The sequence below is a fragment of the Streptomyces sp. KL116D genome, assembly GCF_030766975.1.
Lineage (GTDB): Bacteria > Actinomycetota > Actinomycetes > Streptomycetales > Streptomycetaceae > Streptomyces > Streptomyces longispororuber_A.
Genome location: NZ_JASERH010000041.1, coordinates 34,837 through 59,018 on the forward strand (window position 1 = coordinate 34,837; position 24,182 = coordinate 59,018).

The window sequence follows — 24,182 nt, forward strand, 5'->3', positions numbered from 1 at the left end:
TGGGTAGGGCTTGTGACTCACGGCCCACCGAAGACTTCTGACGAAGGAGGCCCCCGTGGCCGCATCGGCTCATCTTCTGCTCTCGGCTCTCTCCAAACACGCGGACACCGTCACGACCGGTGCCGACACCACCACGTACTCCTACGAGCCGCCGCTGACCAGCGAACCGCCGTTCGCCGACTACGCCCCGCTGACGTCCGAGCCGCCGATGGCCGACGAGGCGCCGCTCACCTCCGAGCCCACCCCCAGCGGCCTGGCCGCGGGGTGAGTCCTGCCCGGCTCGCCGCCCTGTACGGCGTGGCCACCTCTTACTCCCCGGCCCCCGGCCGGACGGTCGCCGCGTCCGACGCGGCGGTGACGGCCGCCCTCGCGGCCCTCGGCGTGGACGCCGCCTCGCCGGACGCGCTCGCCGCGCGCGAGGCGGAACTCGCCGCGCGCCTGCTCCCGCCCACCGTGGTGCTCTGGGCCGACGGCCGGGTCCCCGACTGGGTCCTGCGGCTGCCCGAGCAGGCGGACCTGGAGCTCCGGCTGGAGGGCGGGCAGAACTATGCGGCGTGGGACCCGGCGACGCCGACCCCGCCCGGCGCGCACCGGCTGCGCGTCACCGTGCCCGGCGGCCGGACCGCCGAGGCCCATCTGATCGCGGCGCCGCCCACCGCCCCGGCCCCGCCGGGCCGCACCCACGGCCTGCTGGTCCAGCTCTACTCCCTGCTGTCCGCCCGCTCCTGGGGCATGGGCGACCTCGCGGACCTCGCCGACCTCGCGTCCTGGTCGGCGCGCACCCACGGCACCGGCTTCCTCCAGGTCAACCCGCTGCACGCGGCGGTGCCCGCCGGGCCCGACGGAGGCACCGACCCGTCCCCGTACCGCCCCTCCTCCCGCCGCTTCCCCGACCCGGTGCACCTGCGGATCGAGGACGTCCCCGAGTACGCGTACGTCCCCGCCAGGACGCGGGAGGCCGCCCTGCTGCGGGACGCGGTCCTCGACAAGGGCGGGCTGATCGACCGGGACGCCGTCTGGGCGCTCAAGCGCGAGGCCCTCGAAGCGATCCACGCCGTGCCGCTCGGCCCGGGGCGCCGCGCCGCCTACTGCGACTTCCTCGCCGAGCAGGGCACCGCCCTGGAGGACCACGCCACGTGGTGCGCCCTCGCCGAGCGGTACGGCCCCGACCGGCACGCCTGGCCCGCCGAGCTCCAGGACCCGCGCTCACCCGGGACGGCGCGCGCACGGCGCGAGCTGATGGACCGCGTCGACTTCCACAGCCGCCTCGCCTGGCTCACCGACACCCAGCTCGCCGCCGCCCAGCGGGCCGCCCGGGACGCGGGCATGCCGATCGGGCTCGTGCACGACCTGGCCGTCGGCGTGCACCCGGGCGGCGCCGACGCCTGGGCGCAGCGCGACGTCTTCGCCGAGCGGATGAGCGTGGGCGCGCCGCCCGACGCCTTCAACGCCCGCGGCCAGGACTGGGGTTTGCCGCCGTGGCGCCCCGACCGGCTGGCCGAGAGCGGGTACGCGCCCTTCCGCGACCTGCTGCGCGGCCTCATGCGGCACGCGGGCGCCGTCCGCATCGACCACGTCATGGGCCTGTTCCGGCTCTGGTGGATCCCGGAGGGCGAGGAGCCGACCGAGGGCTGCTACGTCCACTACGACGCCGAGGCCATGCTCGCCGTGCTGCTCCTGGAGGCGTCGCGCTCGGGCACGTACGTCATCGGCGAGGACCTCGGCACGGTCGAGCCGGGCGTCCGCGAGACGCTGCGCGAGCGCGGGGTGCTCGGCACGTCCGTGCTCTGGTTCGAGCGCGACTGGGAGGGCGACGGGCGGCCGGTGCCGGCCGAACGGTGGCGCACGGACTGCGTCGCCACCGCCACCACGCACGACCTGCCGTCCACCGCGGCCCGGCTGACCGGCGACGACGTACGGCTGCGGGAGCGGCTCGGCCTCTCCAGCGCCACCCCGACCGAGGCGGCCACGGAGGTCGCCGAGTGGCTCGCGCTCTTCGCCCGGCTCGGTCTGCTTCCGGGCGGCGCCGACCAGGAGGAGGAGGCCGTCCGCGCCGTGCACCGCTTCCTGCTGCGCACGCCCGCCCGGATGATCGGCGTCTGGCTGCCGGACCTGGTCGGCGACCGGCGGCCGCAGAACCTGCCGGGGACCTGGGCCGAGTACCCCAACTGGCGGCTGCCGGTGGCCGACGCCGAGGGGCGCCCCGTCACCCTGGACGACCTGGCGCGATCGCCGCGCGCGCACGCCCTGCTCGCGGTGTTCGCCGCAGCGGGCGGGGCACGCGACGTGCCTCTTACAGGCCCCCCGGGCGCGCGCCTCGTTTAGGCGTTCGCTACGTTGGCACCGTGGACAAGAAGAACGCTCTGCGCGCCGGCGCCCTGGCCTCCGGTACGACGCTGATGATGCTGCTCATGACGTCCCCGGCGCTCGCGCTCACGCGCGACGACGGCGACGACCCGGGTACCGGCCTGAGCGTGATCGAGACGCTCGGCCTCTACGTGGTCGCCCCGATCGTCCTGTTCCTGGTCATCGCCGGTCTGGTGATGGTGGGCGACAAGTCCCGCAAGCAGCAGAAGCAGGGCTGACGCCCCGGCTTCCCCCTGAGTTTCCCCGTCGAGGGCACCCGTCGCGCACCCGCCGCGGTGGGTGCCCTCGACGCGTTCTCCCGGCTCGGCGTCCGTCGGTCGCGCCCTCCCGGCCCGCGCGCCTACGGCTTGTCGGCCGACTCCGCCGTCAGATAGCGCTGCACGGTGGGCCCGAGCCAGTCCACGACCTCCGCGCGCTCCAGGGCCACGCTCGCCGGGAACCGCAGCACGTACCGGGTCAGCGCGAACCCCAGGACCTGTGACGCGCTGAGCGCCGCCCGGGCCGGCGCCTGGTCCGGGTGCGGGCAGACCTGCCGGGCGATCGGGATCAGCTGCTCGCGCAGCACGCCCTGCATGCGCTCGGCGGCCGACGGGTTGGTGGCGCCGACCCGCAGCAGCGCCGTGAGCTCGTCGTTCGCCTCCCACAGGTCCAGGAAGTGGCCCACCAGCGTCCGCCCGATGTCCTCGCGCGCGACGTCCGCCGGGTCCGGCAGCCGCAGATCGAGGGCGACGGCCGCCGCGAAGAGGCCTTCCTTGTTCCCGAAGTACCGCATCACCATGGACGGGTCGATCCGGGCGTCGCCCGCGATGGCGCGGATCGTCGCCCGCTCGTAGCCGTCCGCCGCGAACCGGTCCCTGGCCGCGGCGAGGATCGTGGCCCGGGTGGCGTCGGAACGGCGCCCAACCTGCTGCTTCTCGCTCATGCCAACAAACGTAGGCCAACACCTGTTGACAGTCCATACCGGCGGTTCTACGTTTGCCAACAAGCGTTGACCAACAAGTGTTGGCACGGACGTAGCGCACGGACGCAGGAGGCCACCATGAACGGCACCGCGAGCGGCTCCACGAACTCTGTGATCATCGTCGGCTCCGGCCCCACCGGACTGCTCCTGGCGGGCGACCTCGCCGCCGCCGGGGTCCCGGTCACCCTGGTCGAGAAGCGCCCCCGCGGGATCAGCAACCTCTCCCGCGCCTTCGTCGTGCACGCCCGCACCCTGGAGCAGCTCGACGCGCGCGGCCTCGCCGACCAGATCGAGGAAGCAGGTCAGCAGCTCGACCGGCTGCGCCTCTTCGGCCGCCTCTCCATCGACCTGACCGGCCTGCCGTCCCGCTTCAACCACCTCCTCGTCGTCCCGCAGTACGAGGTCGAGAAGGCGCTGGAGCGGCGCGCCGCCGAGGCCGGGGTCACCTTCGCGTACGACACCGAGGTGACCGGCCTGGTCCAGGGCTCGGACGGCGTCACCCTCCAACTCCGCACCAAGGAAGGGGAGTCGGCGGCCGACCGGGAGCTGAGCGCCGCGTACGTCGTCGGCACCGACGGGATGCGCAGCACCGTGCGGGAGGCCGTGGGACTGCCCTTCCCCGGCCGGTCCGCGATCCGCTCCGTCGTCCTCGCCGACGTACGGCTCGCCGAGAAGCCCGAGAACCTGCTCACCGTGAACGCGGTCGGCGACGCCTTCGCCTTCATCGCCCCCTTCGGCGACGGCTACTACCGGGTCATCGGCTGGAACCGGGCGCGCAACGTCCCGGACACCGAGCCACTCGACCTCGACGAGATCAAGGAGATCGCCCGGCTCGCCCTGGGCCACGACTACGGCATGCACGACGCCCGCTGGATGTCCCGCTTCCACAGCGACGAACGCCAGGCGCCGCACTACCGCGTGGGCCGGGTGCTGCTCGCCGGGGACGCCGCCCACGTGCACACCCCGGCCGGCGGCCAGGGCATGAACACCGGCCTCCAGGACGCCGCGAACCTGAGCTGGAAGCTCGCCGCCGTCGTCGGCGGCCGGGCTTCCGCGGACCTGCTGGACACCTACGAGGCCGAGCGGCACCCGGTCGGCAGGGCCGTGCTGCGCAGCAGCGGCGGCATCGTGCGGATGGCGATGGCCAAGCGCCCGTGGACGCTCGCGGCCCGCGCCGCACTGACCGGCTTCCTCGACCGGGTCCGCCCCGCCCGCACCCGCGCCGTCGGCCAGATCACCGGCATCGGCGTCCGCTACCCGGCCCCCAAGGGAGCCCACCCGCTCGTCGGCAGGCGCGTCCCCGACGTCGCCCTCCAGGGCGGCACCCGGCTCTACGAGGCCTTGCGCGCGGGCGAGTTCGTGCTGATCCTGCCCCAGGGGGAGCAGAGCGGGCGGGACGGGGTCCGGGTCGCGCACTGGGCGGGCGACCGGCGCACGGCGCTGCTGGTGCGGCCGGACGGATACGCGGCGTGGGCGGCGGACGGGACCGGGGCGAATGGGGGAGTTAAGTCCACCGACGTGCCCGAGGAGTACGCCGGATACTCGTTGCGGTAACGGTCGACAACCGGAGCGCAGGGGAGTTGGGGGACATGGAGCGGGTCGAGGCGGTCAGGCGGTGCCACCGGTTGTGGTGGCTGTCCGTGGTGGCGCTGCACTGGTCGACGATGGTCCACATCGCGGTGTGGACCCCGGTGCCGGGGCTGCTGCCCCGGGCCGCGGCGGGGATGCGCCGCCTCGTGGACCGCGAGCGGGCCCTCGCGGCCGAGTGGTCGGGCCTCACCGTCGAGGCGACGCCCGCGCCGACGGCCGGGAAGGAGCGGGAGGCCCTCGGGCTGCTCGCCCGCTACCGCTGGCTGTTCGGCGACGCGCAGCGGTTCCGCGAGTGGCGCTGGACCACGATGTACTCGTTCGTCGGCGGGCTCATCGCCTGCGTGCCGGGCGCCCTCGTCCTCTACGGCCTGTGGGGCCTCTTCCTCGCCGCGTTCGGCTCGTACCTGGCCGACGACGCGGGCTGGGACGGCCTCTGGTACATGTTCATCCACGTCGAGGACGTCCCGACGGGCCTGATGGCGGGCCTGCTCGGCCTGGCCGTCGGCGCGACGGGGCTGTGGCTCGCGCCCGGCACCGTCGACTGCCACGCCCGCTTCGTCCGCGCCACCCTGGCCCCCAGCGAGCAGGAGCTGATGGCCGCCAGGATCGCCCACCTCGCCGCGACCCGCTCCGACGCCGTGGACACCTCCGCCGCCGAACTGCGCCGCATCGAGCGGGACCTGCACGACGGCGCCCAGGCCCGGCTCGTCGCGATGGGCATGACCCTGGACGCCGCCGAGCACCGGCTGAACGACGACCCGGAGGCGGTCCGCGCGCTGCTCGCCGAGGCCCGCGCCTCCTCGTCCGCGGCCCTGAAGGAACTGCGCGACCTGGTCCGCGGCATCCACCCGCCGGTCCTCGCCGACCGCGGACTCGCCGACGCCGTACGGTCGTTGGCGCTGCTCAGCCCGCTGGCGGCGGAGGTCACCGTCGACCTCCCCGCGCGGCCCGAGGCCCCCGTCGAGTCGGCGGTCTACTTCGCGGTCGCCGAGACGGTCACCAACGCGGCCAAGCACGGGGAGGCCGAGCGCCTCTGGATCGACATCGCGTACGACGCCGGGACCGGGACCCTGCGGGTCTCCGTCGGCGACGACGGGCGTGGCGGCGCGGACCCCGCCCGGGGCAGCGGTCTCGCCGGGATCGAGCGGCGGCTCGCCACCTTCGACGGCGTCATCGCCGTCAACAGTCCGGCCGGCGGGCCGACCCAGATCTCCATGGAGGTGCCGTGCGCGTTGCAGTCGCCGAAGACCACTTCCTGCTGAGGGACGGTCTCGTCCGGCTCCTCGGCGCGTTCGGCCACGAGGTCGTCGCGGCCGTGGACAACGGGCCCGAGCTGCGCAAGGTCCTCGTCGCCGAGCGGCCGGACGTCGCGATCGTCGACGTGCGGCTGCCGCCGGACTTCAGCGACGAGGGCCTGCGCGCGGCGCTCGGCGCCCGGGCCGAGGTGCCGGGGCTCCCCGTGCTGCTGCTCTCGCAGTACGTGGAGCCCCTGTACGCGCGGGAGTTGCTGGCCGACGGCGCGGGCGCGGTCGGCTACGTGCTGAAGGACCGGGTCACGAACGGCGCCGAGTTCCTGCGCACCATCCAGCAGGTGGCGGGCGGCGGCACGGTGATGGACCCCGAGGTGGTGTCCAAGCTGCTCGCCCGCAAGGTCCGCGACCAGCGGCTCGGTTCGCTGACCGGCCGCGAGCGCGAGGTGCTCGGCCTGCTCGCCCAGGGCCGCTCGAACGCGGGCGTCGCCGAGGCCCTGGTCGTCAGCGAGAAGGCCGTCGCCAAGCACATCGGCAACATCTTCACCAAGCTGGGCCTGTACCCGGGAGAGAGCGACAACCGTCGTGTGCTGGCTGTTCTGGCGTACCTGGAGGGCTGAGCCCCCGCCCCGGCCGGCTACTCCGGCACGGACGTCGCCAGCAACTGCCGCAGCAGATCCGCCAGTTGACCGGACTGCTCGCCGTCCAGAGCACCGTCGAGAGCCTTCTTCTGCACGTCGAGGCCGGCGCCCACCGCCTCGTCGACGATCGCGAGACCCTCGTCGGTGAGGGTGACCTGAAGGCCGCGCCGGTCGTGCGGATCGGGTGAGCGGCGCACCAGACCCCGCCGCTCCAGCTTGTCGAGGCGCCCCGTCATCCCGCCCGTCGTCAGCATCAGCGTCCCCGACAGCCGGCGCGGCGAGAGCGTGTACGGCTCGCCGGCCCGGCGCAGCGTCGCCAGCACGTCGAACTCGCCGCGCGAGATGCCGATCCGCGCGTACGTCTGCTCGATCCGGTCGCCCATGCCGCGCGCCAGCCGGTAGATCCGCCCGAACACCTCCATGGCGGCGGTGTCCAGGTCGGGCCGGACCGCCGCCCACTGCTCGATGATCGCGTCGACCGCGTCGGGCGCGCCCTTGTCGTTCCTGCCGCTGCTCATGACTCCGAGTATCCGCGCCGGATCGGTAGGAGGCAAGAAAGTAGCTTGACGAAAAGTAGCTTGCGACTAAGCTACTTTCCATCGAGCTACCTGAGGGGTTCCTATGCACGGCGTGCGGCGCATACCCGGCGAACGGTCCATGACCTTCGCGGCGGCGGTGAACGGCATCGGCAACGGCATGTACGTCCCGTTCACCCTGGTCTTCTTCCACTACGTCACCGGGCTCTCGTTCCCGGTCGTCGGCGCGGTCCTGACCGTGACGGGCCTCGCCGGGATGGCGGCCCTGCCGCTCGCCGGGGCGGCCGTCGACCGGTTCGGGGCGCGCCCGGTCCAGTACGTCCTCTACGCGACCCGCGCCGTCGGCTTCCTGCTCTACCCGGCCGCCCAGTCGCTGCCGGCCTTCGCCGCCGTCGCCTTCCTGACGGCCGCCGCCGACCGCGCCTTCCCCGCCGCCCAGTCCGCGCTCATCGGCGAAGTGGCCCGCGGCGCCGACCGCGACCGGCTCCAGGCCGCCCTGCGCGCGCTCACCAACGGCGGCAGCGGCGCGGGGGCGCTGCTCGCCACACTGGTCATCGGGGTCGCGGGCCCGGGCGCCTACACGTACGCGGCCTGGGGGAACGCGCTGACGTTCACGGTCGCGGCGCTGCTGCTGCGCCCGCTGCGGCCGGTGCGCACGGCGCCGGGTGCCGCACCGGGCGCACGCCGCAAGGCGGGCTACCGGATGGTCGCGGCGGACCGCCCCTTCCTGACCCTGACGGCCGCGAACTTCCTCAACGCCCTGTCCTACTCGGCCCTTTCGGTGCTCTTCCCGCTCTTCATCGTGCAGTGGCTGCACGGTCCCGCCGCGCTGACCGGCACCGCCTTCACCATCAACACGGTGCTGTGCGCGGTCGCCGGGATGTTCGTCGCCGGCCGGGTCCGCGGGGCGGGCGCCCGGCGCACCCGGGCGGCGGCGCTCGGCGGGATGCTCTTCGCGGCGTCGTTCGCGGGCCTCGCGGTGCTCGCCGCGGTGCGGCCCGCGGCGGGCTGGGTGATCGGCGCGGCGCTGCTGGCCCTGGTCGTCGTCTACACGGTGGGGGAGCTGGTGCACAGCCCGTCGGCCGAGGTCCTCGCGGTGTCGGCGGCGCCGGAGCCGGTGCGCGGCCGCTACCTGGCGACCTACCAGCTGTCCTGGTCGCTGGCGAAGGCCCTCGCGCCGTCGCTCTTCACCGGGCTCCTCGCGGTGGACGGCCGGGTCCCGTGGCTGTTCCTCATCGCCACGTCCGCGGTCGCCGCGGGACTGCTGATCCGGGTCGAGCGCCGGCTGCCGGTGGAGTCGGTCGTCGTGGCCCGCGCCCCGCGCGACCTGGTGGTGGCGTCATGAGGCGCACCGGCACGGTACTGCTCACGGCCCTCGCGCCGGTCTCCTGGGGCTCGACCTACGCGGTGACGACGGAGTTCCTGCCGCCGGACCGCCCGCTGTTCACGGCGGCGATGCGGGCGCTGCCCGCGGGCCTGGTGCTGCTCGCCCTGGCGCGGCGGCTGCCGGCGGGGGAGTGGTGGTGGCGGTCGGCGGTCCTCGGCGCGCTCAACATCGGCGCGTTCTTCCCGCTCCTGTTCCTCTCCGCGTACCGGCTGCCGGGCGGCCTCGCGGCGGTCGTCGGATCGGTGGGGCCGCTGTTCGTGGCGGGCCTCTCGGCGCTCCTCCTCTCCCAACGCCCCTCCCGCCGCACGCTGGTGACGGGGTTCGTGGCCGCGTTCGGGGTGAGCCTCGTGGTGCTGCGGGCGGCCGGCGCGCTGGACGCGCTCGGGGTCGCCGCGGCGGTCGCCTCCACCGCGTCGATGTCGACGGGCACGGTCCTGACGAAGAAGTGGGGCCGCCCGGACGGCGCGGGCCCGCTGGCGATCACCGGCTGGCAGCTCACGGCGGGCGGCCTGCTGATCGCTCCCCTCGCGCTCGCGGTGGAGGGCGCGCCCCCGGCGCTCGACGGCCGGGCGCTCGGCGGCTACGCGTACCTCGCGCTCGCCAACACGGCGGTCGCGTACTGGCTCTGGTTCCGTGGCATCGGCCGGATGAGCGCCACCCAGGTCACCTTCCTCGGCCCGCTCTCGCCGCTGACCGCCGCGGTGATCGGCTGGGCGGCGCTCGGACAGGAGCTGTCGGCGGTCCAGCTGATCGGGATGGGGCTGGCGTTCGGCGCGACGGTCGCGGGCCAGCGCCCACCCGGATTGTTCAGAACGACTGAAAGTATCGAGCGAAAAGTTTCGATGGACGTGACAGGTACCGCGCTGCGACGGTAGTCGTGCCCCCGGCGGACCGAGGGCGACCCGACCCAGCAGAGAGGGCCCCGATGGCAGTCCTGGACCGTACCCGTACCCCCGTGAAGCCGAGCGCGGCCGCCGGCCGTGCGGCCGGGGGGCTCGGCGCCGGTCTCGCCCTCGCCGCCCTCGCCACCGTCGTCTGGTCCGGCAGCTTCGTCACCGCACGGGGACTGCACGACAGCGTGCCACCGGTCCAGCACGCGTTCTGGCGCTGGATCATCGCGATCGTGGCCGTGGCGCCGTTCGGTGTGCGGGCGGCATGGCGCGAACGGGCCGCCCTGCGCCGCCACTCGGGCTTCGTCGCGCTGGCCGCGCTGCTCGGCGTCACCGTCTACAACACCCTCGTCAACCAGGCCGGCCTGACCACGTCCGCCGGGAACATGGGCATGGTCATGGCCGCCTCACCGGTCCTCATGGCCCTCTGCGAGCGCCTCGGCGGGGCCCGGCTCGGCGCCCGCCGGGTCACCGGCACCCTCGTCGCCTGCACCGGGGTCGTCCTCCTCGTCAGCAAGGGCTCCCTGTCCCCGGACTTCGCGCCGGGCGACCTGTGGGTGGTCGCCGCGGCCGTCTCCTTCGGCTCGTACAGCGCGCTGCTGCGGCGCAGGCCCCGGGAGATCGGGGGCGTGGCGTTCCTGTTCGCGACGTTCGTGCTCGGCGCGCTGATGCTGGCACCCGCGTACGCGGCGAGCGTCGCGCTGCAGGGCGGCTTCGAGGTGCGGGCGGGCACGGTGGGACCGCTGCTGTACGTGGGCGTGGTGTCGTCGGCGATCGCCTTCTTCGCGTGGAACAAGGCGATCGCGCTGGTCGGCGCGGCCCGCGCGGGCGTCGTCTACTACCTCCAGCCAGTGTGCGTGGCGCTCCTGTCGTACGCGGTGCTCGGCGAGGCGATGGGCCCGCTGCAAGGGGTGTGCATGGCCCTGATCCTCGGCGGCGTCGTGCTCGCCTCCCTCGCCCCGCGTTTGCCGGAACGGCAACGGGGCGCGGGTTCCACGGCCCCGTAGCGGAAGGATGAGGACCGAGCCCCTGGTCCGGCCCTGGTCCGGCCCTGGTCCGATCGATCCGATCCGGAGGAAGCGATGCCGTCCACCTCAGCCGAGTCCGTGCCCGCCCCGGTCCACCGCCTCGTCCCCTCGCCCGCCGGGCGCAGCCACCTCGTCGAACAGGGGACGGGCCCGCTCGTCCTCCTCCTGCACGGATTCCCCGAGTCCTGGTACTCGTGGCGCCGCCAGCTCCCCGCGCTCGCCGCCGCCGGGTACCGGGCCGTCGCCCTCGACGTCCGCGGCTACGGGCGCTCCTCCCGGCCCGCCGCCGTCGATGCCTACCGCATGCGGGAACTCGTCGAGGACAACGTCGCCGTGGTGCACGCCCTCGGCGAGGAGGGCGCCGTCGTGATCGGCCACGACTGGGGCGCCAACATCGCCGCCGGATCGGCGCTCCTGCGGCCCGACGTCTTCTCCGCCGTGGGCCTGCTGAGCGTCCCGTACGCGCCGCCCGGCGGGCCCCGGCCCAGCGAGGTGTTCGCCGGGATGGCCGCGGGACCCGAGGAGTTCTACGTCTCCTACTTCCAGGAGCCCGGCCGGGCCGAGGCGGAGATCGAGCCCGACGTGCGCGGCTGGCTCGCCGGGTTCTACGCCGCGCTGTCCGCCGACACGATGCCGGGACCCGACGCGCCCGACCCCCACTTCGTCGCCCGCGGCGGCCGGCTGCGCGACCGGTTCCCGGCCGGCGGGACGCTGCCCGCATGGCTCGACGAGGCCGAACTCGACGTGTACGCGGGCGAGTTCGAGCGCACGGGACTGAGCGGCGCCCTCGCCCGCTACCGGAACATGGACCGGGACTGGGCGGACCTGCGCGCGTACCACGGCGCCGCGATCCCGCAGCCGTCCCTCTTCGTCGGCGGCTCCCGCGACGCGTCCACCACCTGGCTCGCCGAGGCGATCGAGGCGTACCCGAAGACCCTGCCGGGCCTCGTCGGCTCGCACGTCCTCGACGGGGCCGGGCACTGGATCCAGCAGGAGCGGGCCGACGACGTCAACCGGCTGCTGGTGGAGTGGCTCGCAGCCGTAGCTCCATGAGGGGCAGGGTCCGGCCGGGGACCGAGCCCGACGGGATCGTGCCGACGTGGCGGCCGCCCATCGCCTCGTAGAAGGGGACCGCGTTCGGGTCGGCCGCCCAGTGCACGGTGGCGAAACCGCCGGCGTCCGCCGTGTCCCGCACGTGCGTGAACAGGAGGCGGCCCACGCCCAGGCCGAGCGCCTCCGGGTCCACGAACATCAGGCCCAACTCGCCCGCAGGCGGCTGCCCTTCGAGCGTCGCCAGGCCCAGCACCCGGCCGTCGGGGTCCTCGGCCACCACCGTGCGCCGCCGCTCCACGTCGGCCGGCCGCAGCGTCAGCTCGTCGACGCAGGCCGCCATGAACGCCGCGTCGTAGCCCCAGTGCGCCTTCGAACGCAGCGCCAGCGCGCTCAGCTCCGCCGCCTCCTCCGGGCGGGCCGGCCGGATCCGTGCCGTGTGCGTCCGCTCTGTCCCCTGTGTCTGTTTCGGCTCCGTCATGCCGCCAGCGTAGGGCGCGTTACGTTGGGGCGTATGAGCGAGCGAGTGCCCGGGCCCGACCGGTGGGACGTGAAGAAGCTGGTCGTCCTGCGGACGCTGCGGGAGCGCGGGACGGTCACCGCCACGGCGGCCGCGCTGCTCATGACGCCGTCCGCCGTCTCCCAGCAGCTCACCAACCTGGCGAAACAGCTCGGCGTGCCGCTCCTGGAGGCGCACGGGCGACGGGTGCGGCTCACCGACGCCGCGCATCTCGTGCTGCGGCACGCCGAGGCCGTGTTCGCCGAACTGGAGCGCGCCGACGCCGAGTTGGCCTCGTACGTGCAGGGCGAGGTCGGCGTGGTGCGGGTCGCCGCCTTCTCCACCGCCGTGCCCGCCCTCGTCGTGCCCGCCGTACGGGCGCTGCGCGCCGCGCACCCCGGGATCACCGTGCGGGTGCGGGAGGCCGAGGCCGGGGCGGCGTACGAGCTGCTCGCCGCCGGTGACGTGGACCTCGCCCTGTCCCTCGCCGCGCACGCGCCGACCGCCCGGGACCCCAAGTTCACCCGGGTGCCGCTGCTCGCCGACCCGCTGGACGTGGCCCTGCCCGTCGGGCATCCGCGCGCCGGGGAACCGGGGCTGCGCCTCGCCGACCTCGCCGGGGAGCCGTGGATCTTCGGCGGGTCCGGGCCCTGGTCCGAGATCACCATCGCCGCGTGCGAGGCCGCCGGGTTCGTGCCCGAGCAGGCGCACAGCGCGGCGGGCTGGACGGCGATCCTGGCCATGGTCGAGGCGGGCATGGGCATCGCCCTGGTGCCGCGGATGGCGGCGGCGCGGCGGGACGGCGTCGTGATGTGCCCGCTGGGCGCCGACCGGCCCGTACGGCACGTGGTGGCGGCCGTGCGCCGGGGGGCGGAGGAGCGGGGCGCGGTGCGGCGGTTCCTGGACGTGCTGACGCACTGACGCAATGACGCACTGACGTCCTGACCTGCCCGCCCGATCGTTCAGTAGAAATGAATGGCGACCTCGGAAACTTTCGATGGACCTGAGAGGTCGCGGGGTTCGACAGTGAAGGCATGACGACGAACTCCCTGCCGGACGACCCGCACGCCAACGACGCCGCCCCCTACGGCGGCGGCGACCCGTACGCCGACTACCGCGTCTTCGGTGACGCGGCCGCCTTCACCGACCTCGTCGACCTCGCCGACCGCCGCCTCGGCGCGGGTGTCATCGCCGCCAACGACGAGTTCTTCGCCGAGCGCGAGAACCTCCTCGTCCGCGAGCGCGCCGTCTTCGACCCGGAGCACTTCGGGCACAAGGGCAAGATCATGGACGGCTGGGAGACCCGCCGCCGGCGTGGCACGGCCGACGCGCCGTTCCCCGCGCCCGAGGACCACGACTGGGCGATCGTGCGGCTCGGCGCGCCCGGCGTGATCCGTGGCGTCGTCGTCGACACCGCCCACTTCCGCGGCAACTACCCGCAGCGCGTCAGCCTCCAGGCCGCCTCCGTGCCCGGCGCCCCCGGGCCCGAGGAACTCCTCGCCGACGACGTGAAGTGGGAGGAGATCGTCCCGCGCAGCCAGGTGCGCGGGCACGCCGCCAACGCGTTCACCGTCACCTCCGAGCGCCGCTACACCCACGTCCGCGTCTGCCAGCACCCCGACGGGGGCATCGCGCGGCTGCGCGTGCACGGCGAGGTCGTCCCGGACCCGGAGTGGCTCGACCTGCTCGGCACGATCGATCTGGTCTCCGTACTCAACGGGGGTGTGTACGAGGACGCGTCCGACAAGTTCTACTCGTCGCCGACGCAGATCATCCTGCCCGGGACCTCGCGGAAGATGGACGACGGCTGGGAGAACCGGCGGCGCCGGGTGCACGGCACGAACGACTGGGTGCGGTTCCGGCTGGTCGCGCAGGGGGCGGTGCGGGCCGTCGAGATCGACACGGCCTATCTGAAGGGGAACTCGGCCGGGTGGATCGCGCTGAGCGGGCGCGACGGGGAGACGGGGGAGTGGTTCGAGATCATTCCGCGCACGAAGCTGCAGCCCGACACGGTGCACCGGTTCCCGCTGGCGGCGCAGGCCGTGGTGACGCACGTCCGTCTTGACGCGTTCCCCGACGGGGGTGTGGCCCGGATGCGGCTGCACGGCGCCCTGACCGAGCCGGGCCGGGCGTCCCTCGCGGAACGCTTCGGCCGCGGCTAGGCGCCATGGCTCCGGCCGGTGGGGCTTCTCGCGCGGTTCCCCGCGCCCCCTGAAAGCTCGACTGCGTCTGCCGGGCTGATCATTCGTCGCGAGCTGCCGACCGTGCTGGGTTGCTCGCGCAGTTCCCCGCGCCCCTGGAGCATGCGGCTCCGCCGCAGCCCCATAGGCGCCCCCTGAGACGGCGCACGAAGTGCGCCTCTCAGGGGCGCGGGGAACGGCGCGAGCACCCCCCACCGGCCCGCGGACGCAGTGGGCTTTTAGGGGCGCGGGGAACTGCGCGCCCAGCCCCCACCGGCCCGCGGACGCAGTCGGTTTTTTGGGGGCGCGGGGAACTGCGCGCCCAGCCCCCACCGGCCCGCGGACGCAGTCGGTTTTTTGGGGGCGCGGGGAACTGCGCGCTCAGCCCCCACCGGGCCCGCGGACGGAGTCGGTTACGCGTCTGCTGACTGTGCCTTCAGGGCGCGCTCGACGCCCGCGCGGGACTCCGAGACGAGACGGCGGAGCGCCGCGCTCGGGTTCGCGGCGGAGAGCCACTCGTCCGTGCGCGTCAGCGTCTCCGGCGAGACGTGGATCGACGGGTACAGGCCGACCGCGATCTGCTGCGCCATCTCGTGGGACCGGGAGTCCCACACCCCCTTGACCGCCGCGAAGTACTTCTCCACGTACGGCGCGAGCAGCTCACGCTGATCGGTCTGGACGAAGCCGCCGATGACGGCCTCCTGCACCGCGTTCGGCAGCTTGTCGGAGTCGACGACGGAGGCCCACGCCTCCGCCTTCGCCTCCGGAGTCGGCCGCGCGGCCCGCGCCGTGGCGGCGTGCCGCTCACCCGCGGCGGTCCGGTCCCGCTCGTACTCCGCCTCGATCTCCGCCTCGTCGAACCGCCCGACGACCGCGAGCCGCTGCACGAACGCCCAGCGCAGCTCGGTGTCGACCGCGAGGCCCTCGATCGTCTGGCCACCCTCCAGCAGCGCCTCCAGCAGATCGAGCTGCTCCGGCGTACGGGCCGTCGCCGCGAACGCGCGGGCCCACGCCAGCTGGTGGTCGCTGCCCGCCTCGGCGGTGCGCAGGTGCGTCAGCGTCGCCTCGGTCCAGCGGGTGAGCAGCGCGTCCCGGTGGGACGGCGCCGCGTACAGGTCGATGGCCAGCTTCACCTGACGGTGCAGCGACTGGACCACGCCGATGTCGGACTCCTTGCCGACACCGCTCAGGACCAGGTCCAGGTACGCGCTCGTGGACAGCTCCGCGTCCCGCGTCATGTCCCAGGCCGACGCCCAGCACAGCGCACGCGGCAGCGACGACTCGAAGTCGCCGAGGTGCTCGGTGACGAAGGCGAGGGACTGCTCGTCGAGGCGGACCTTCGCGTACGACAGGTCGTCGTCGTTGAGCAGCACCACGGCCGGCCGGCGCTTGCCGACCAGCTGCGGGACCTGCGTCGACTCGCTCGCCGTGACGTCGAGTTCGATGCGCTCGCCGCGCAGCAGCTTGCCGCTGTCGTCGTCGAGGTCGTACAGGCCGATCGCGATGCGGTGCGGGCGCAGCGTCGGCTCGCCCTTGGCGCCGGCCGGGAGCGCGGGCGCCTCCTGGCGGATGGCGAACGACGTGATGACGCCGTGCTCGTCCGTCTCGATCTCGGGCCGCAGGACGTTGATGCCGGCCGTCTCCAGCCACGCCTTCGACCACGACTTCAGGTCACGGCCACTGGTCTCCTCCAGCGCGCCGAGCAGGTCGGACAGCCGCGTGTTGCCGAACGCGTGGCGCTTGAAGTACGCCTGCACGCCCTGGAAGAACTCGTCCATGCCGACGTACGCGACGAGCTGCTTGAGCACCGAGGCGCCCTTGGCGTACGTGATGCCGTCGAAGTTGACCAGGACGTCGTCGAGGTCGTTGATCTCCGCCATGATCGGGTGCGTGGACGGCAGCTGGTCCTGGCGGTAGGCCCACGTCTTCATGGAGTTGGCGAACGTCGTCCACGAGTGCGGCCAGCGGCTGTCCGGCGCGTACGCCTGGCAGGCGATCGAGGTGTACGTGGCGAACGACTCGTTCAGCCACAGGTCGTTCCACCACTCCATGGTGACCAGGTCGCCGAACCACATGTGGGCCAGCTCGTGCAGGATCGTCTCGGCCCGCACCTCGTACGCGGCGTCGGTCACCTTCGACCGGAACACGTACTGGTCGCGGATGGTCACCGCGCCCGCGTTCTCCATCGCGCCCGCGTTGAACTCCGGCACGAAGAGCTGGTCGTACTTGGCGAACGGGTACGCGTAGTCGAACTTCTCCTGGAACCAGGCGAAGCCCTGCCGCGTCACCTCGAAGATCGCGTCCGAGTCGAGGAACTCGGCGAGCGAAGGACGGCAGTAGATGCCCAGCGGCACGCTCTGCCCGCCCGGACCCTCGTACGAGGAGTGCACCGAGTGGTACGGGCCGACGACGAGCGCCGTGATGTACGTCGAGATGCGCGGCGTCGGCTCGAAGTGCCAGACGTCGTCCTTCGGCTCCGGGGTGGGGGAGTTGGAGATGACCGTCCACCCGGTCGGCGCCTTCACCGTGAACTGGAAGGTGCCCTTGAGGTCGGGCTGCTCGAAGTTCGCGAACACCCGGCGGGCGTCCGGCACCTCGAACTGCGTGTACAGATACGCCTGCTGGTCGACCGGGTCGACGAAGCGGTGCAGGCCCTCACCGGTGTTCGTGTAGGCGCAGTCGGCGACGACCTTCAGCTCGTTCGGCCCCGCCTCCAGGCGCTTGAGCGCGATCCGGGAGTCACGGAAGACGGCGGCGACGTCCAGCGAGTGCCCGTTCAGGACGACCTCGTGGACCGCGTCGGCGATCAGGTCCACGAACGTCTCGGCGCCCGCCTCCGCGCTGTCGAAGCGCACGGTGGTCACCGACCGGAACGTGCCGCCCTCCTGCGCGCCGGAGAGGTCGAGATCGATCTCGTACGAGTCAACGGTGAGCAGCTTCGCCCGCTGCTGCGCCTCTTCGCGGGTCAGATTGGTGCCAGGCACGCGGTCATCTCCTAGTAGCGGTCTACGTATGTGACGTTTCCGGTCATCCTTCCACGCCGGATACCGGAAGGCGATGTCCGTTTTCCGCCGGTGAACACGCGCGCGCGGGGCCAGCCTGGAGTCATGACCAGGTACACCGCACTTCCCGTCGACGCGACGGCCCTCAAGGAACTCAGGACCACCGACGACGCGGGCCGCCCCTGCGTCCCGTACACCGCGACCGGCGACGACGCGGGCTCCCCGCTGCGCTGCTGCCTCAAGCCCGTCGAGGAGGGCGAGCGGATCGCCCTCGTCTCCTACGCGCCGCTGCGCCGCTGGGCCGCGGCGACGGGCGCGCGGCCCGGCGCCTACGACGAGCAGGGCCCGGTCTTCATCCACACCGACCCCTGCGACGGCCCCGCCACCGACCGGGACGGCTACCCCTTCGACCGGCCCGGCGCGCTGCGCACGCTGCGCCGCTACGACGCCCGCGGGCACATCGCGGGCGGCCGCCTCCTGGAGATCCCCGAGGACGCGACGGCCGGCTTCGACGCGGCGCTCGACGAGGCGTTCGCCGACCCGGACGTCGTCCTCGTGCACGTCAGGGCGGTGGAGTACGGCTGTCTGCACTTCGCGGTCGGCCGGCCGTCGACTCGCTGACCGCCCGCGCGAACGCCCGCACCCGCTCCGTCTCGGCGTCCCGCTGCCACACGACCCCGAGCACGGAGTCCGGCAGCCCGGTGACCGGCACGTGCACCACGTCGCGGCGCCCGTGGTACTCCGCCGTGGGCCGGCACAGCAGCATCGCGCCGCGCCCCGCCGCGACCAGCGTCAGCCCCTCCTGGAGCGTGCGCACGGCGGGGCCCGGCGCGGTCGTCGGGGCGTGCGCCGCGCGCCAGTACGCGGGGGCGGGCGCCGTCGCCGGGATCAGCGGGGCCGCCGCCAGGTCGGCGGCGGTCACCTCGGCGCGGGCCGCGAACGGATGCCGTACGGACACGGCCACGTTCTGCCGCTCGCGGGAGAAGGTCGGGCCCAGCACCACGTCCGGCTCCTCGACCGGCAGCAGCACGATCGCGACGTCCACGTCGCCGTGCCGCACCGCGCCGAACGGGTCCGCGAACGGCACCTCCACGATCTCCGTCACACACCCCGGGTGCCGCTCCTGGAAGAGCGCGATCGCGGCCATCAGCCGGTGGTCGGCCGTCCCCTGGAACCCGATCCGCAGCCGCCCCTCGATCCCGCGCGCCGACTCCCGGGCCCGCGCCACGACCGCCCCCAACTCCTCGTAGGCGGGCCGCAGTTCGGCCGCGAACCGGGCCCCGAGCGGGGTGAGCCGCACCCGTCTGCTGGTCCGCTCCACGAGCCGCGCGCCCACCCGCCGCTCCAGCGCGGCGAGCAGCTGGCTGACCCGGGACTGCGAGACGTGCAGCCGCTCGCCCGCCCGGCCGAAGTGCAGTTCGTCGGCGACGGCGAGGAACGCCTCCAGTTCCCTGACCTCCAGCACGGTCCCCCGTCCTCCATCGATGAGCCTCACTCATGGAAGGGTGAGTGATCCGCCGTTGTTCCCGGGGGCGCGACGGCGAAGGCTTGCCGCATGCACACCCGTACCGAACTCACTCCCCGCAGCGGCCCGTTGGCCAGTGACGGGCGCGGCGCCGTGCTCGCGCTCGCGGCCGCCACCTTCACCGTCGTCACGAGCGAGATGCTGCCCGTCGGCCTGCTCAGCCCGCTCGCCGAGGGGCTCGGCCGCTCCGAAGGAGCCGTCGGGCTCGCCGTCACGCTGCCGGGGATCGTCGCCGCGCTCGCCGCACCCTTGCTGCCGCCCGCCGTGCGGCGCACCGGACGGCGCACCGTCCTCGTCACCCTGCTCGTCGTGCTCGGCGCCGCGAACCTGTGCTGCGCGCTCGCCCCGAACCTGCCCGCCCTGCTCGCCGCCCGCGTCCTGGTCGGCGTCTGCATCGGCGGGGTGTGGGCGATCGCGGCGGGCCTCGCCCCCCGGCTCGTCCCGGCCGAGCGGGCCGGGCGGGCCACCGCCGTGGTCTTCAGCGGGATCGCCGTCGCGTCGGTCGCCGGCGTACCGGCGGGCACGCTCCTGGGTGAACTCGCGGGCTGGCGCTGGTCGTTCGCCGTCGTCGGCGCCCTCGCGCCGGGCGTCGCCGCACTGCTGCGCGCGGTGCTGCCGCCGCTCCCCGCCGCACGCGCGGTGCGGCCCGCCGCGCTCCTGGTCCTCCTGCGCGCCCGGCGGGTGAGGCAGGGTCTGGTGGTGGTGCTGCTCCTGGTGACCGGGCACTTCGCCGCGTACACCTACGTGCGGCCGCTCCTGGAACGCGTACCGGACCTGACGCCCGGCCTCGTCAGCGCGCTGCTCCTCGCGTACGGCATCGCGGGGATCGCCGGGAACTTCCTCGGCGGCACCCTCGCGGTGCGCTCCGCGGCGCTCGGCGGGGTGGTGCTGCTGCTGGTGCCCGCGGGCGGTTCGTTGCTCGCCTCGGCCGTGCTGCTGCTCGCGTGGGGCGCGGCGTACGGGGGTGTCTCCGTCGCCGCGCAGAACTGGCTGGCCGGGGCCGCGCCCGCCGCCCGGGAGGCCGTCTCCGGCCTGTTCGCCGGCACCTTCAACTGCGCGATCGCACTGGGCGCGTTCACCGGCGGCCTGACGTTCGACGCCTCCGGCGCGGGTGGGGTGCTGTGGCTGGGCGGGGCGCTCGCGCTGGCCGCGACCGTGGTGGCGGGACTTCGGCTGCGGCCCGGTGGGGGCGGGCCGCGCCGTTCCCCGCGCCCCTGAAAGGCCGACTGCGTCTGCCGGGTCGGGCTTTTGTAGCGGGGTGCGGGCGGGTGGGGCTTCTCGCGCCGTTCCCCGCGCCCCTGAGAGGCGCACTGCGTGCGCCGTCTCAGGGGGCGCCCGAGGGGGCTGCGGCGAAGCCGCATGCTCCAGGGGCGCGGGGAACTGCGCGAGCAACCCCCACCGGCCCGCAGCCGGACACCGGCCTACTTGGCCGAGAGCTCCGCGGCGACCAGCTCAGCGATCTGCACCGCGTTCAGCGCAGCGCCCTTGCGGAGGTTGTCGTTGGAGATGAAGAGCGACAGACCGTTGTCGACGGTCTCGTCGACGCGGATCCGGCCCACGAACGACGCGTCCTTGCCGGCGGCCTGCAGCGGCGTCGGAATCTCGGACAGCTCGACCCCCTGCGCGGCCGCGAGCAGCGCCGTCGCGCGCTCGACGCTGATCGGACGGGCGAAGCGGGCGTTGACCTGGAGGGAGTGCCCGGAGAACACGGGGACGCGGACACACGTGCCCGAGACCTTCAGGCCGGGGATCTCGAGGATCTTGCGGGACTCGTTGCGGAGCTTCTGCTCCTCGTCCGTCTCGTTCAGGCCGTCGTCCACGATCGCACCGGCCAGCGGCAGCACGTTGAAGGCGATGGGGCGCTTGTAGACGTTCGGCTCGGGGAAGTCGACGGCGTCACCGTCGTGCGTCAGCCTGTCCGCGTCCGCGACCACCTTCTGCGCCTGGCCGTGCAGCTCGGCGACGCCCGCGAGACCCGAACCCGACACCGCCTGGTACGTGGCGACGACGAGGGCCTCCAGGCCCGCCTCGTCGTGCAGGGGGCGCAGGACCGGCATCGCGGCCATGGTCGTGCAGTTCGGGTTCGCGATAATGCCCTTGGGCCGGTCCGCGATCGCGTGCGGGTTCACCTCGGAGACGACCAGCGGCACCTCGGGGTCCTTGCGCCAGGCCGACGAGTTGTCGATGACGACCGCGCCCTGGGACGCCACCTTCTCCGCGAGGGCCTTCGACGTGGCGCCGCCCGCCGAGAACAGCACGATGTCCAGGCCGGTGAAGTCGGCCGTCGAGGCGTCCTCGACCGTCACGCCGTCCACGACCGTCCCGGCGCTGCGCGCCGAGGCGAACAGGCGCAGCTCGTCGATCGGGAAGGCCCGCTCGACCAGGATCTTGCGCATGACCGTGCCGACCTGACCGGTGGCTCCGACGATTCCGACCTTCACAGGGTTCCTCCGTGCGTGACTGCGGCCATGGGTGCGGCCTGGCGGGTTGTGTCCATGATGCGTCTGTCCAGACCCGCCTTGTCCAATCCATTGTCCGAGGTGCGGGACGGCGGGGCCGCTCAGCCGTGGAGGGTGATGCTCCACTTGCCGGAGGTCCTGATCTGCAGGAATCCGCTCGGAACGCGTTGCAGACCGGAGGCCGTACTGAGCCGCCGTACCGGTTCCAGGCGTTCGTCCAGTTCCCAGAGCACGAAGAGGTCGAGCATCCCGCGCGGCTCGTGCCTGATCATCACCTCGGCCTCGGGTCCGGTGTGACGTACGACTCCATAGCCCTGGCCCTGCACGCCCCCGTCGAGCACGGGCACCGACGCCGGGTCGCCCGGTTCGAGCCGCCAGCCGGTCTCCGCGCTCGCGGCGAACACCAGGACGTAGCAGTACCCGGCCTCGGCGACCCAGAGCGGGCCGGTGGCCGGGCGGCGCCGACCCACGCTGTCGGCGGAGATCCGCAGCTGGCCGTCGGCCTGGAGGGTGCGGGTCTCCAGCGACTCCGTGTCCGTGGTGGTGCGGGCGAGGGTGAGCAGCGAGGGCGGCCCGTCGTAACGCAGCACCGCGCTGCCCCGCCCCTCGCCGGCCCTGCCGAGCGGCGGCGCCTCGTCGATCGGGAGCAGGTGCAGCCGCCAGTCACCGGTGTTCTCCAGACGCAGCCGCACCTGGGGTTCGCCGGAGCGGAACACGACGGTGCGGCCCCGGACGCCGTGCCGGGCGGCGTCCAGGAACGGCTCCTCGTCGTCGTACTCGTCGAGCAGGGTGACCCGGGGGTCGGCGAAGGAGGAGCGGCCGTTGCCGAAGGAGTAGTCGAGCAGCGCCGGGCGCCCGGGGGCCGGGTTCACGAGGGTGACCGTCGTGTCCCCGCGCCCGGTCCACTCGCCCGCCTGCTGGGCCGCGGCGCCGTCGAACACCGGCAGCGGGCGGGCGGTCAGCTGCCAGGCGCCGTCGGCCTCCAGGAGCAGGAGGAGCGGGCCGTCGGGCAGGGGGACGGTCTGGCGGAGCCGGTCGGTGTCGTTGACGAGCAGGTCGTAGGCGTCCGGGTCGGACAGCTGCCGGGCCTCCTGGCTCTTGAGGCCGATGTAGCCCTCGCCGTTCTCGTCGCCCGCGAAGTCGACGTCGAGGTCGGCCGCGGAACCGGTGTGGGCGACCACCTCAGGGCCGTATCCCTGGAGCGGTCCCGCGCCCAGGCGGCGGACGACGGAGAGGGGCTGCACCACGACCGTCCAGTCCTCGTCGGCCTCGACGCGCAGGCGCAGCGGGCGGTCCTGCGGGGAGTGGACGAGAACGCGGCCGCGGAAGTCGCGCAGCGTGGTGTTGAAGAGGAGTTCGTCCTCCTTGTTGCGGCGGTCCAGGGTGTGCAACCCGAAGTAGCCGTCGCCGTGGTGCCAGGCCTCGACGAGGACCGGTCCCGGCGGCAGCGGCGCGTTCACGGCGACGACGCCGTTGCCCCGGCCCCGCTGCTGGTACGGGGGGAACTCCGGGCCGAAGGAGTAGGGGGCCGGCTCCCCGGGCGGTGCGGGGTGGTGGGGTGGCACGGCGTCCTGGGGCGGTACGGCGTGGTGGGGTGGTGGCACGGCGTCCTGCGGCGGCACGGCGTCCTTCGGCTCCGGGGCCGGCTCGTCCACCGCGATGCCGAAGTCCGTGGCGAGGCCCGCGAGACCGGACGCGTAGCCCTGCCCCACCGCCCGGAACTTCCACGCCCCGTTCCGCCGGTAGAACTCCCCGAGCACGAACGCCGTCTCGCTCGACGCGTCGGTCACCGCGTAGTGCGCCACCACCGACCCGTCCGGCAGCAGCGCCTGCACGGAGAGGCCGGGCACCTGGCCGAACACGCCGCCGTCGCAGGAGCCCGCTATCACCACGCGCTGCACGGCGGGTTCGACACGCTCCAGGTCCAGCTCCAGCCACTCGGCGAGCTGCCCGCCGCCCTGCGTCGTCCCCGTGTGCCGGACCGCCCCCGAGGGGTGGGCGGGCTGGTTGTAGAACACGAGGTCGGCGTCGCCGCGGACCTTGCCGGCCGCGTCGAGCAGCAGGGCCGAGGCATCGATGACCGGGACACCGGGGACGTCCTGGCGGCAGACGGCGACTCTCAACGCGGCTGTGGGGACAGGGGCGTTGGCGCCTTTGGTGATGTGTGCCATGGGGTTCATGGTGCAGGGGCGGCCGGGTGAAGTCGATGGCCCAGGAACGAAGGACGAAAGACGTCTTGATCGCCGCGAACGTTTCGCCCGCCACCGGCGTCCTAGGACTGACGCGGGGAGGGGAGGGGCATTGCTGCGCAGAAAACCACGGGGTCGGGCCGACGACCCCCTGGACGCGACCGTCGAGGACCGGGTGCGCGCCGTCCTGTCGCTGGGGGGCGTGCCGTACGCCGACCTGCCGGACGGCGTGCAGCAGGTGCGGCTGCGGCTGCTGGAGCGGGCCGCGAAGGGGCAGGAGGCGCCGCGCGACGTCTCGGCGTGGGCGGCGGTCGTCGCCTCGAACCTCGCCATGGACTGGCACCGGGCGCGCCGCCGCCAGGAGCGGCTCGGCGAGCGCCTCGCCGCGCTGCGCCAGGAGAACGGCCGGGACGCCGCCGAGACCCGGGTCCTCTCGCTCGCCGTGGCCCAGGGACTCGACCAGCTCCCTGACCAGCAGCGGCAGGTCGTCGTGCTGCGCTTCTACGCCGATCTGCCGGTGCGGGACATCGCGGCGGAGCTCGGCGTGCCGGAGGGCACCGTGAAGAGCCGGCTGCACACGGCCGTGCGGGCGCTCAGGGCCCGGCTGCACGAACAGGAGGTGGTGTGA

At 73.9% G+C, this 24,182-nt stretch carries 22 protein-coding genes; 15 read left to right on the forward strand and 7 right to left on the reverse strand.

Annotation, left to right across the window (positions count from 1 at the left end):
• The first annotated feature begins 55 nt into the window (after window positions 1-55).
• The 3 genes from RBJ77_RS16865 to RBJ77_RS16875 are packed head-to-tail and all read left to right on the forward strand — an operon-like array spanning window position 56 to window position 2,585.
• The gene (locus tag RBJ77_RS16865) at window positions 56-268 is read left to right on the forward strand and encodes a hypothetical protein (protein ID WP_255976282.1); all 213 of its coding nucleotides are present in this window, start codon (window positions 56-58) and stop codon (window positions 266-268) included.
• Complete coding sequence (gene malQ / locus RBJ77_RS16870) at window positions 265-2,325, forward strand: 4-alpha-glucanotransferase (protein ID WP_372345791.1); 2,061 nt, start codon at window positions 265-267, stop codon at window positions 2,323-2,325. Before RBJ77_RS16865 ends, malQ begins: the two co-directional genes overlap by 4 nt.
• A 20-nt stretch (window positions 2,326-2,345) precedes the next feature.
• Window positions 2,346-2,585, forward strand: coding sequence for a hypothetical protein (locus RBJ77_RS16875; RefSeq protein WP_255976278.1), 240 nt, complete (start codon window positions 2,346-2,348; stop codon window positions 2,583-2,585).
• Window positions 2,586-2,707: 122 nt separating this feature from the next.
• On the opposite strand, the gene RBJ77_RS16880 is transcribed toward RBJ77_RS16875, so the two are convergent.
• Complete coding sequence (locus RBJ77_RS16880) at window positions 2,708-3,289, reverse strand: TetR family transcriptional regulator (RefSeq protein WP_372345792.1); 582 nt, start codon at window positions 3,287-3,289, stop codon at window positions 2,708-2,710.
• Between the two features lie 117 nt (window positions 3,290-3,406).
• On the opposite strand from RBJ77_RS16880, the gene RBJ77_RS16885 reads away from it, so the two are divergent.
• The 3 genes from RBJ77_RS16885 to RBJ77_RS16895 are packed head-to-tail and all read left to right on the forward strand — an operon-like array spanning window position 3,407 to window position 6,788.
• Window positions 3,407-4,882, forward strand: a complete 1,476-nt coding sequence (locus RBJ77_RS16885) for an FAD-dependent monooxygenase (RefSeq protein ID WP_372345793.1) — start codon at window positions 3,407-3,409, stop codon at window positions 4,880-4,882.
• A 35-nt stretch (window positions 4,883-4,917) separates the two neighbouring features.
• Window positions 4,918-6,180 carry a histidine kinase gene (locus RBJ77_RS16890; protein ID WP_372345794.1) on the forward strand — a complete coding sequence of 421 codons (1,263 nt, stop codon included), beginning with the start codon at window positions 4,918-4,920 and terminating at the stop codon, window positions 6,178-6,180.
• Window positions 6,144-6,788, forward strand: a complete 645-nt coding sequence (locus RBJ77_RS16895) for a LuxR C-terminal-related transcriptional regulator (RefSeq protein WP_372345795.1) — start codon at window positions 6,144-6,146, stop codon at window positions 6,786-6,788. Before RBJ77_RS16890 ends, RBJ77_RS16895 begins: the two co-directional genes overlap by 37 nt.
• Window positions 6,789-6,805: 17 nt before the next feature.
• Here RBJ77_RS16895 and RBJ77_RS16900 read toward each other — a convergent pair whose 3' ends face one another.
• Window positions 6,806-7,327 (reverse strand): MarR family winged helix-turn-helix transcriptional regulator, encoded by a 522-nt coding sequence (locus RBJ77_RS16900; protein ID WP_372345796.1) that lies wholly within the window; start codon window positions 7,325-7,327, stop codon window positions 6,806-6,808.
• 112 nt (window positions 7,328-7,439) lie between these two features.
• Between RBJ77_RS16900 and RBJ77_RS16905 the strand changes: the two genes are divergently transcribed.
• From RBJ77_RS16905 to RBJ77_RS16920, 4 genes are all read left to right on the forward strand, one after another.
• Window positions 7,440-8,690: an MFS transporter gene (locus RBJ77_RS16905; protein ID WP_372345797.1), complete on the forward strand. Its 1,251-nt coding sequence runs from the start codon at window positions 7,440-7,442 to the stop codon at window positions 8,688-8,690.
• Window positions 8,687-9,607, forward strand: a complete 921-nt coding sequence (locus RBJ77_RS16910; protein ID WP_372345798.1) for an EamA family transporter — start codon at window positions 8,687-8,689, stop codon at window positions 9,605-9,607. The genes RBJ77_RS16905 and RBJ77_RS16910 overlap by 4 nt, the downstream gene beginning before the upstream one ends.
• A gap of 50 nt (window positions 9,608-9,657) precedes the next feature.
• Window positions 9,658-10,629, forward strand: coding sequence for a DMT family transporter (locus RBJ77_RS16915; protein ID WP_372345799.1), 972 nt, complete (start codon window positions 9,658-9,660; stop codon window positions 10,627-10,629).
• A 75-nt stretch (window positions 10,630-10,704) separates the two neighbouring features.
• The gene (locus RBJ77_RS16920) at window positions 10,705-11,703 is read left to right on the forward strand and encodes an alpha/beta fold hydrolase (protein WP_372345800.1); all 999 of its coding nucleotides are present in this window, start codon (window positions 10,705-10,707) and stop codon (window positions 11,701-11,703) included.
• Here the strand turns inward: RBJ77_RS16920 and RBJ77_RS16925 are convergent.
• Window positions 11,660-12,181: a GNAT family N-acetyltransferase gene (locus RBJ77_RS16925; RefSeq protein WP_372345801.1), complete on the reverse strand. Its 522-nt coding sequence runs from the start codon at window positions 12,179-12,181 to the stop codon at window positions 11,660-11,662. The two genes, RBJ77_RS16920 and RBJ77_RS16925, sit on opposite strands and share 44 nt — an antisense overlap.
• Before the next feature lie 33 nt (window positions 12,182-12,214).
• Between RBJ77_RS16925 and RBJ77_RS16930 the strand changes: the two genes are divergently transcribed.
• Entirely contained in the window at window positions 12,215-13,120 is a 906-nt protein-coding gene (locus RBJ77_RS16930) for a LysR family transcriptional regulator (protein ID WP_372345802.1), read from the forward strand.
• Between the two features lie 113 nt (window positions 13,121-13,233).
• Window positions 13,234-14,361, forward strand: coding sequence for an allantoicase (alc, locus tag RBJ77_RS16935; RefSeq protein WP_372345803.1), 1,128 nt, complete (start codon window positions 13,234-13,236; stop codon window positions 14,359-14,361).
• A 431-nt stretch (window positions 14,362-14,792) separates the two neighbouring features.
• Here alc and pepN read toward each other — a convergent pair whose 3' ends face one another.
• Complete coding sequence (gene pepN / locus RBJ77_RS16940) at window positions 14,793-17,363, reverse strand: aminopeptidase N (protein WP_372345804.1); 2,571 nt, start codon at window positions 17,361-17,363, stop codon at window positions 14,793-14,795.
• A gap of 123 nt (window positions 17,364-17,486) precedes the next feature.
• On the opposite strand from pepN, the gene RBJ77_RS16945 reads away from it, so the two are divergent.
• The gene (locus RBJ77_RS16945; protein WP_372345805.1) at window positions 17,487-18,002 is read left to right on the forward strand and encodes a DUF1203 domain-containing protein; all 516 of its coding nucleotides are present in this window, start codon (window positions 17,487-17,489) and stop codon (window positions 18,000-18,002) included.
• Here RBJ77_RS16945 and RBJ77_RS16950 read toward each other — a convergent pair.
• On the reverse strand, window positions 17,944-18,846 hold the full coding sequence (locus RBJ77_RS16950; RefSeq protein ID WP_372345806.1) for a LysR family transcriptional regulator: 903 nt from the start codon (window positions 18,844-18,846) through the stop codon (window positions 17,944-17,946). The two genes, RBJ77_RS16945 and RBJ77_RS16950, sit on opposite strands and share 59 nt — an antisense overlap.
• Before the next feature lie 90 nt (window positions 18,847-18,936).
• Here RBJ77_RS16950 and RBJ77_RS16955 point away from each other — a divergent pair, with 90 nt between their 5' ends.
• The gene (locus tag RBJ77_RS16955) at window positions 18,937-20,124 is read left to right on the forward strand and encodes an MFS transporter (RefSeq protein WP_372345807.1); all 1,188 of its coding nucleotides are present in this window, start codon (window positions 18,937-18,939) and stop codon (window positions 20,122-20,124) included.
• 203 nt (window positions 20,125-20,327) lie between these two features.
• Here the strand turns inward: RBJ77_RS16955 and RBJ77_RS16960 are convergent, their stop codons facing one another.
• Window positions 20,328-21,347 (reverse strand): aspartate-semialdehyde dehydrogenase, encoded by a 1,020-nt coding sequence (locus RBJ77_RS16960; protein ID WP_372345808.1) that lies wholly within the window; start codon window positions 21,345-21,347, stop codon window positions 20,328-20,330.
• Between the two features lie 119 nt (window positions 21,348-21,466).
• On the reverse strand, window positions 21,467-23,536 hold the full coding sequence (locus RBJ77_RS16965; protein ID WP_372345809.1) for a TerD family protein: 2,070 nt from the start codon (window positions 23,534-23,536) through the stop codon (window positions 21,467-21,469).
• Between the two features lie 130 nt (window positions 23,537-23,666).
• Between RBJ77_RS16965 and RBJ77_RS16970 the strand changes: the two genes are divergently transcribed.
• Complete coding sequence (locus RBJ77_RS16970; protein ID WP_372345810.1) at window positions 23,667-24,182, forward strand: sigma-70 family RNA polymerase sigma factor; 516 nt, start codon at window positions 23,667-23,669, stop codon at window positions 24,180-24,182.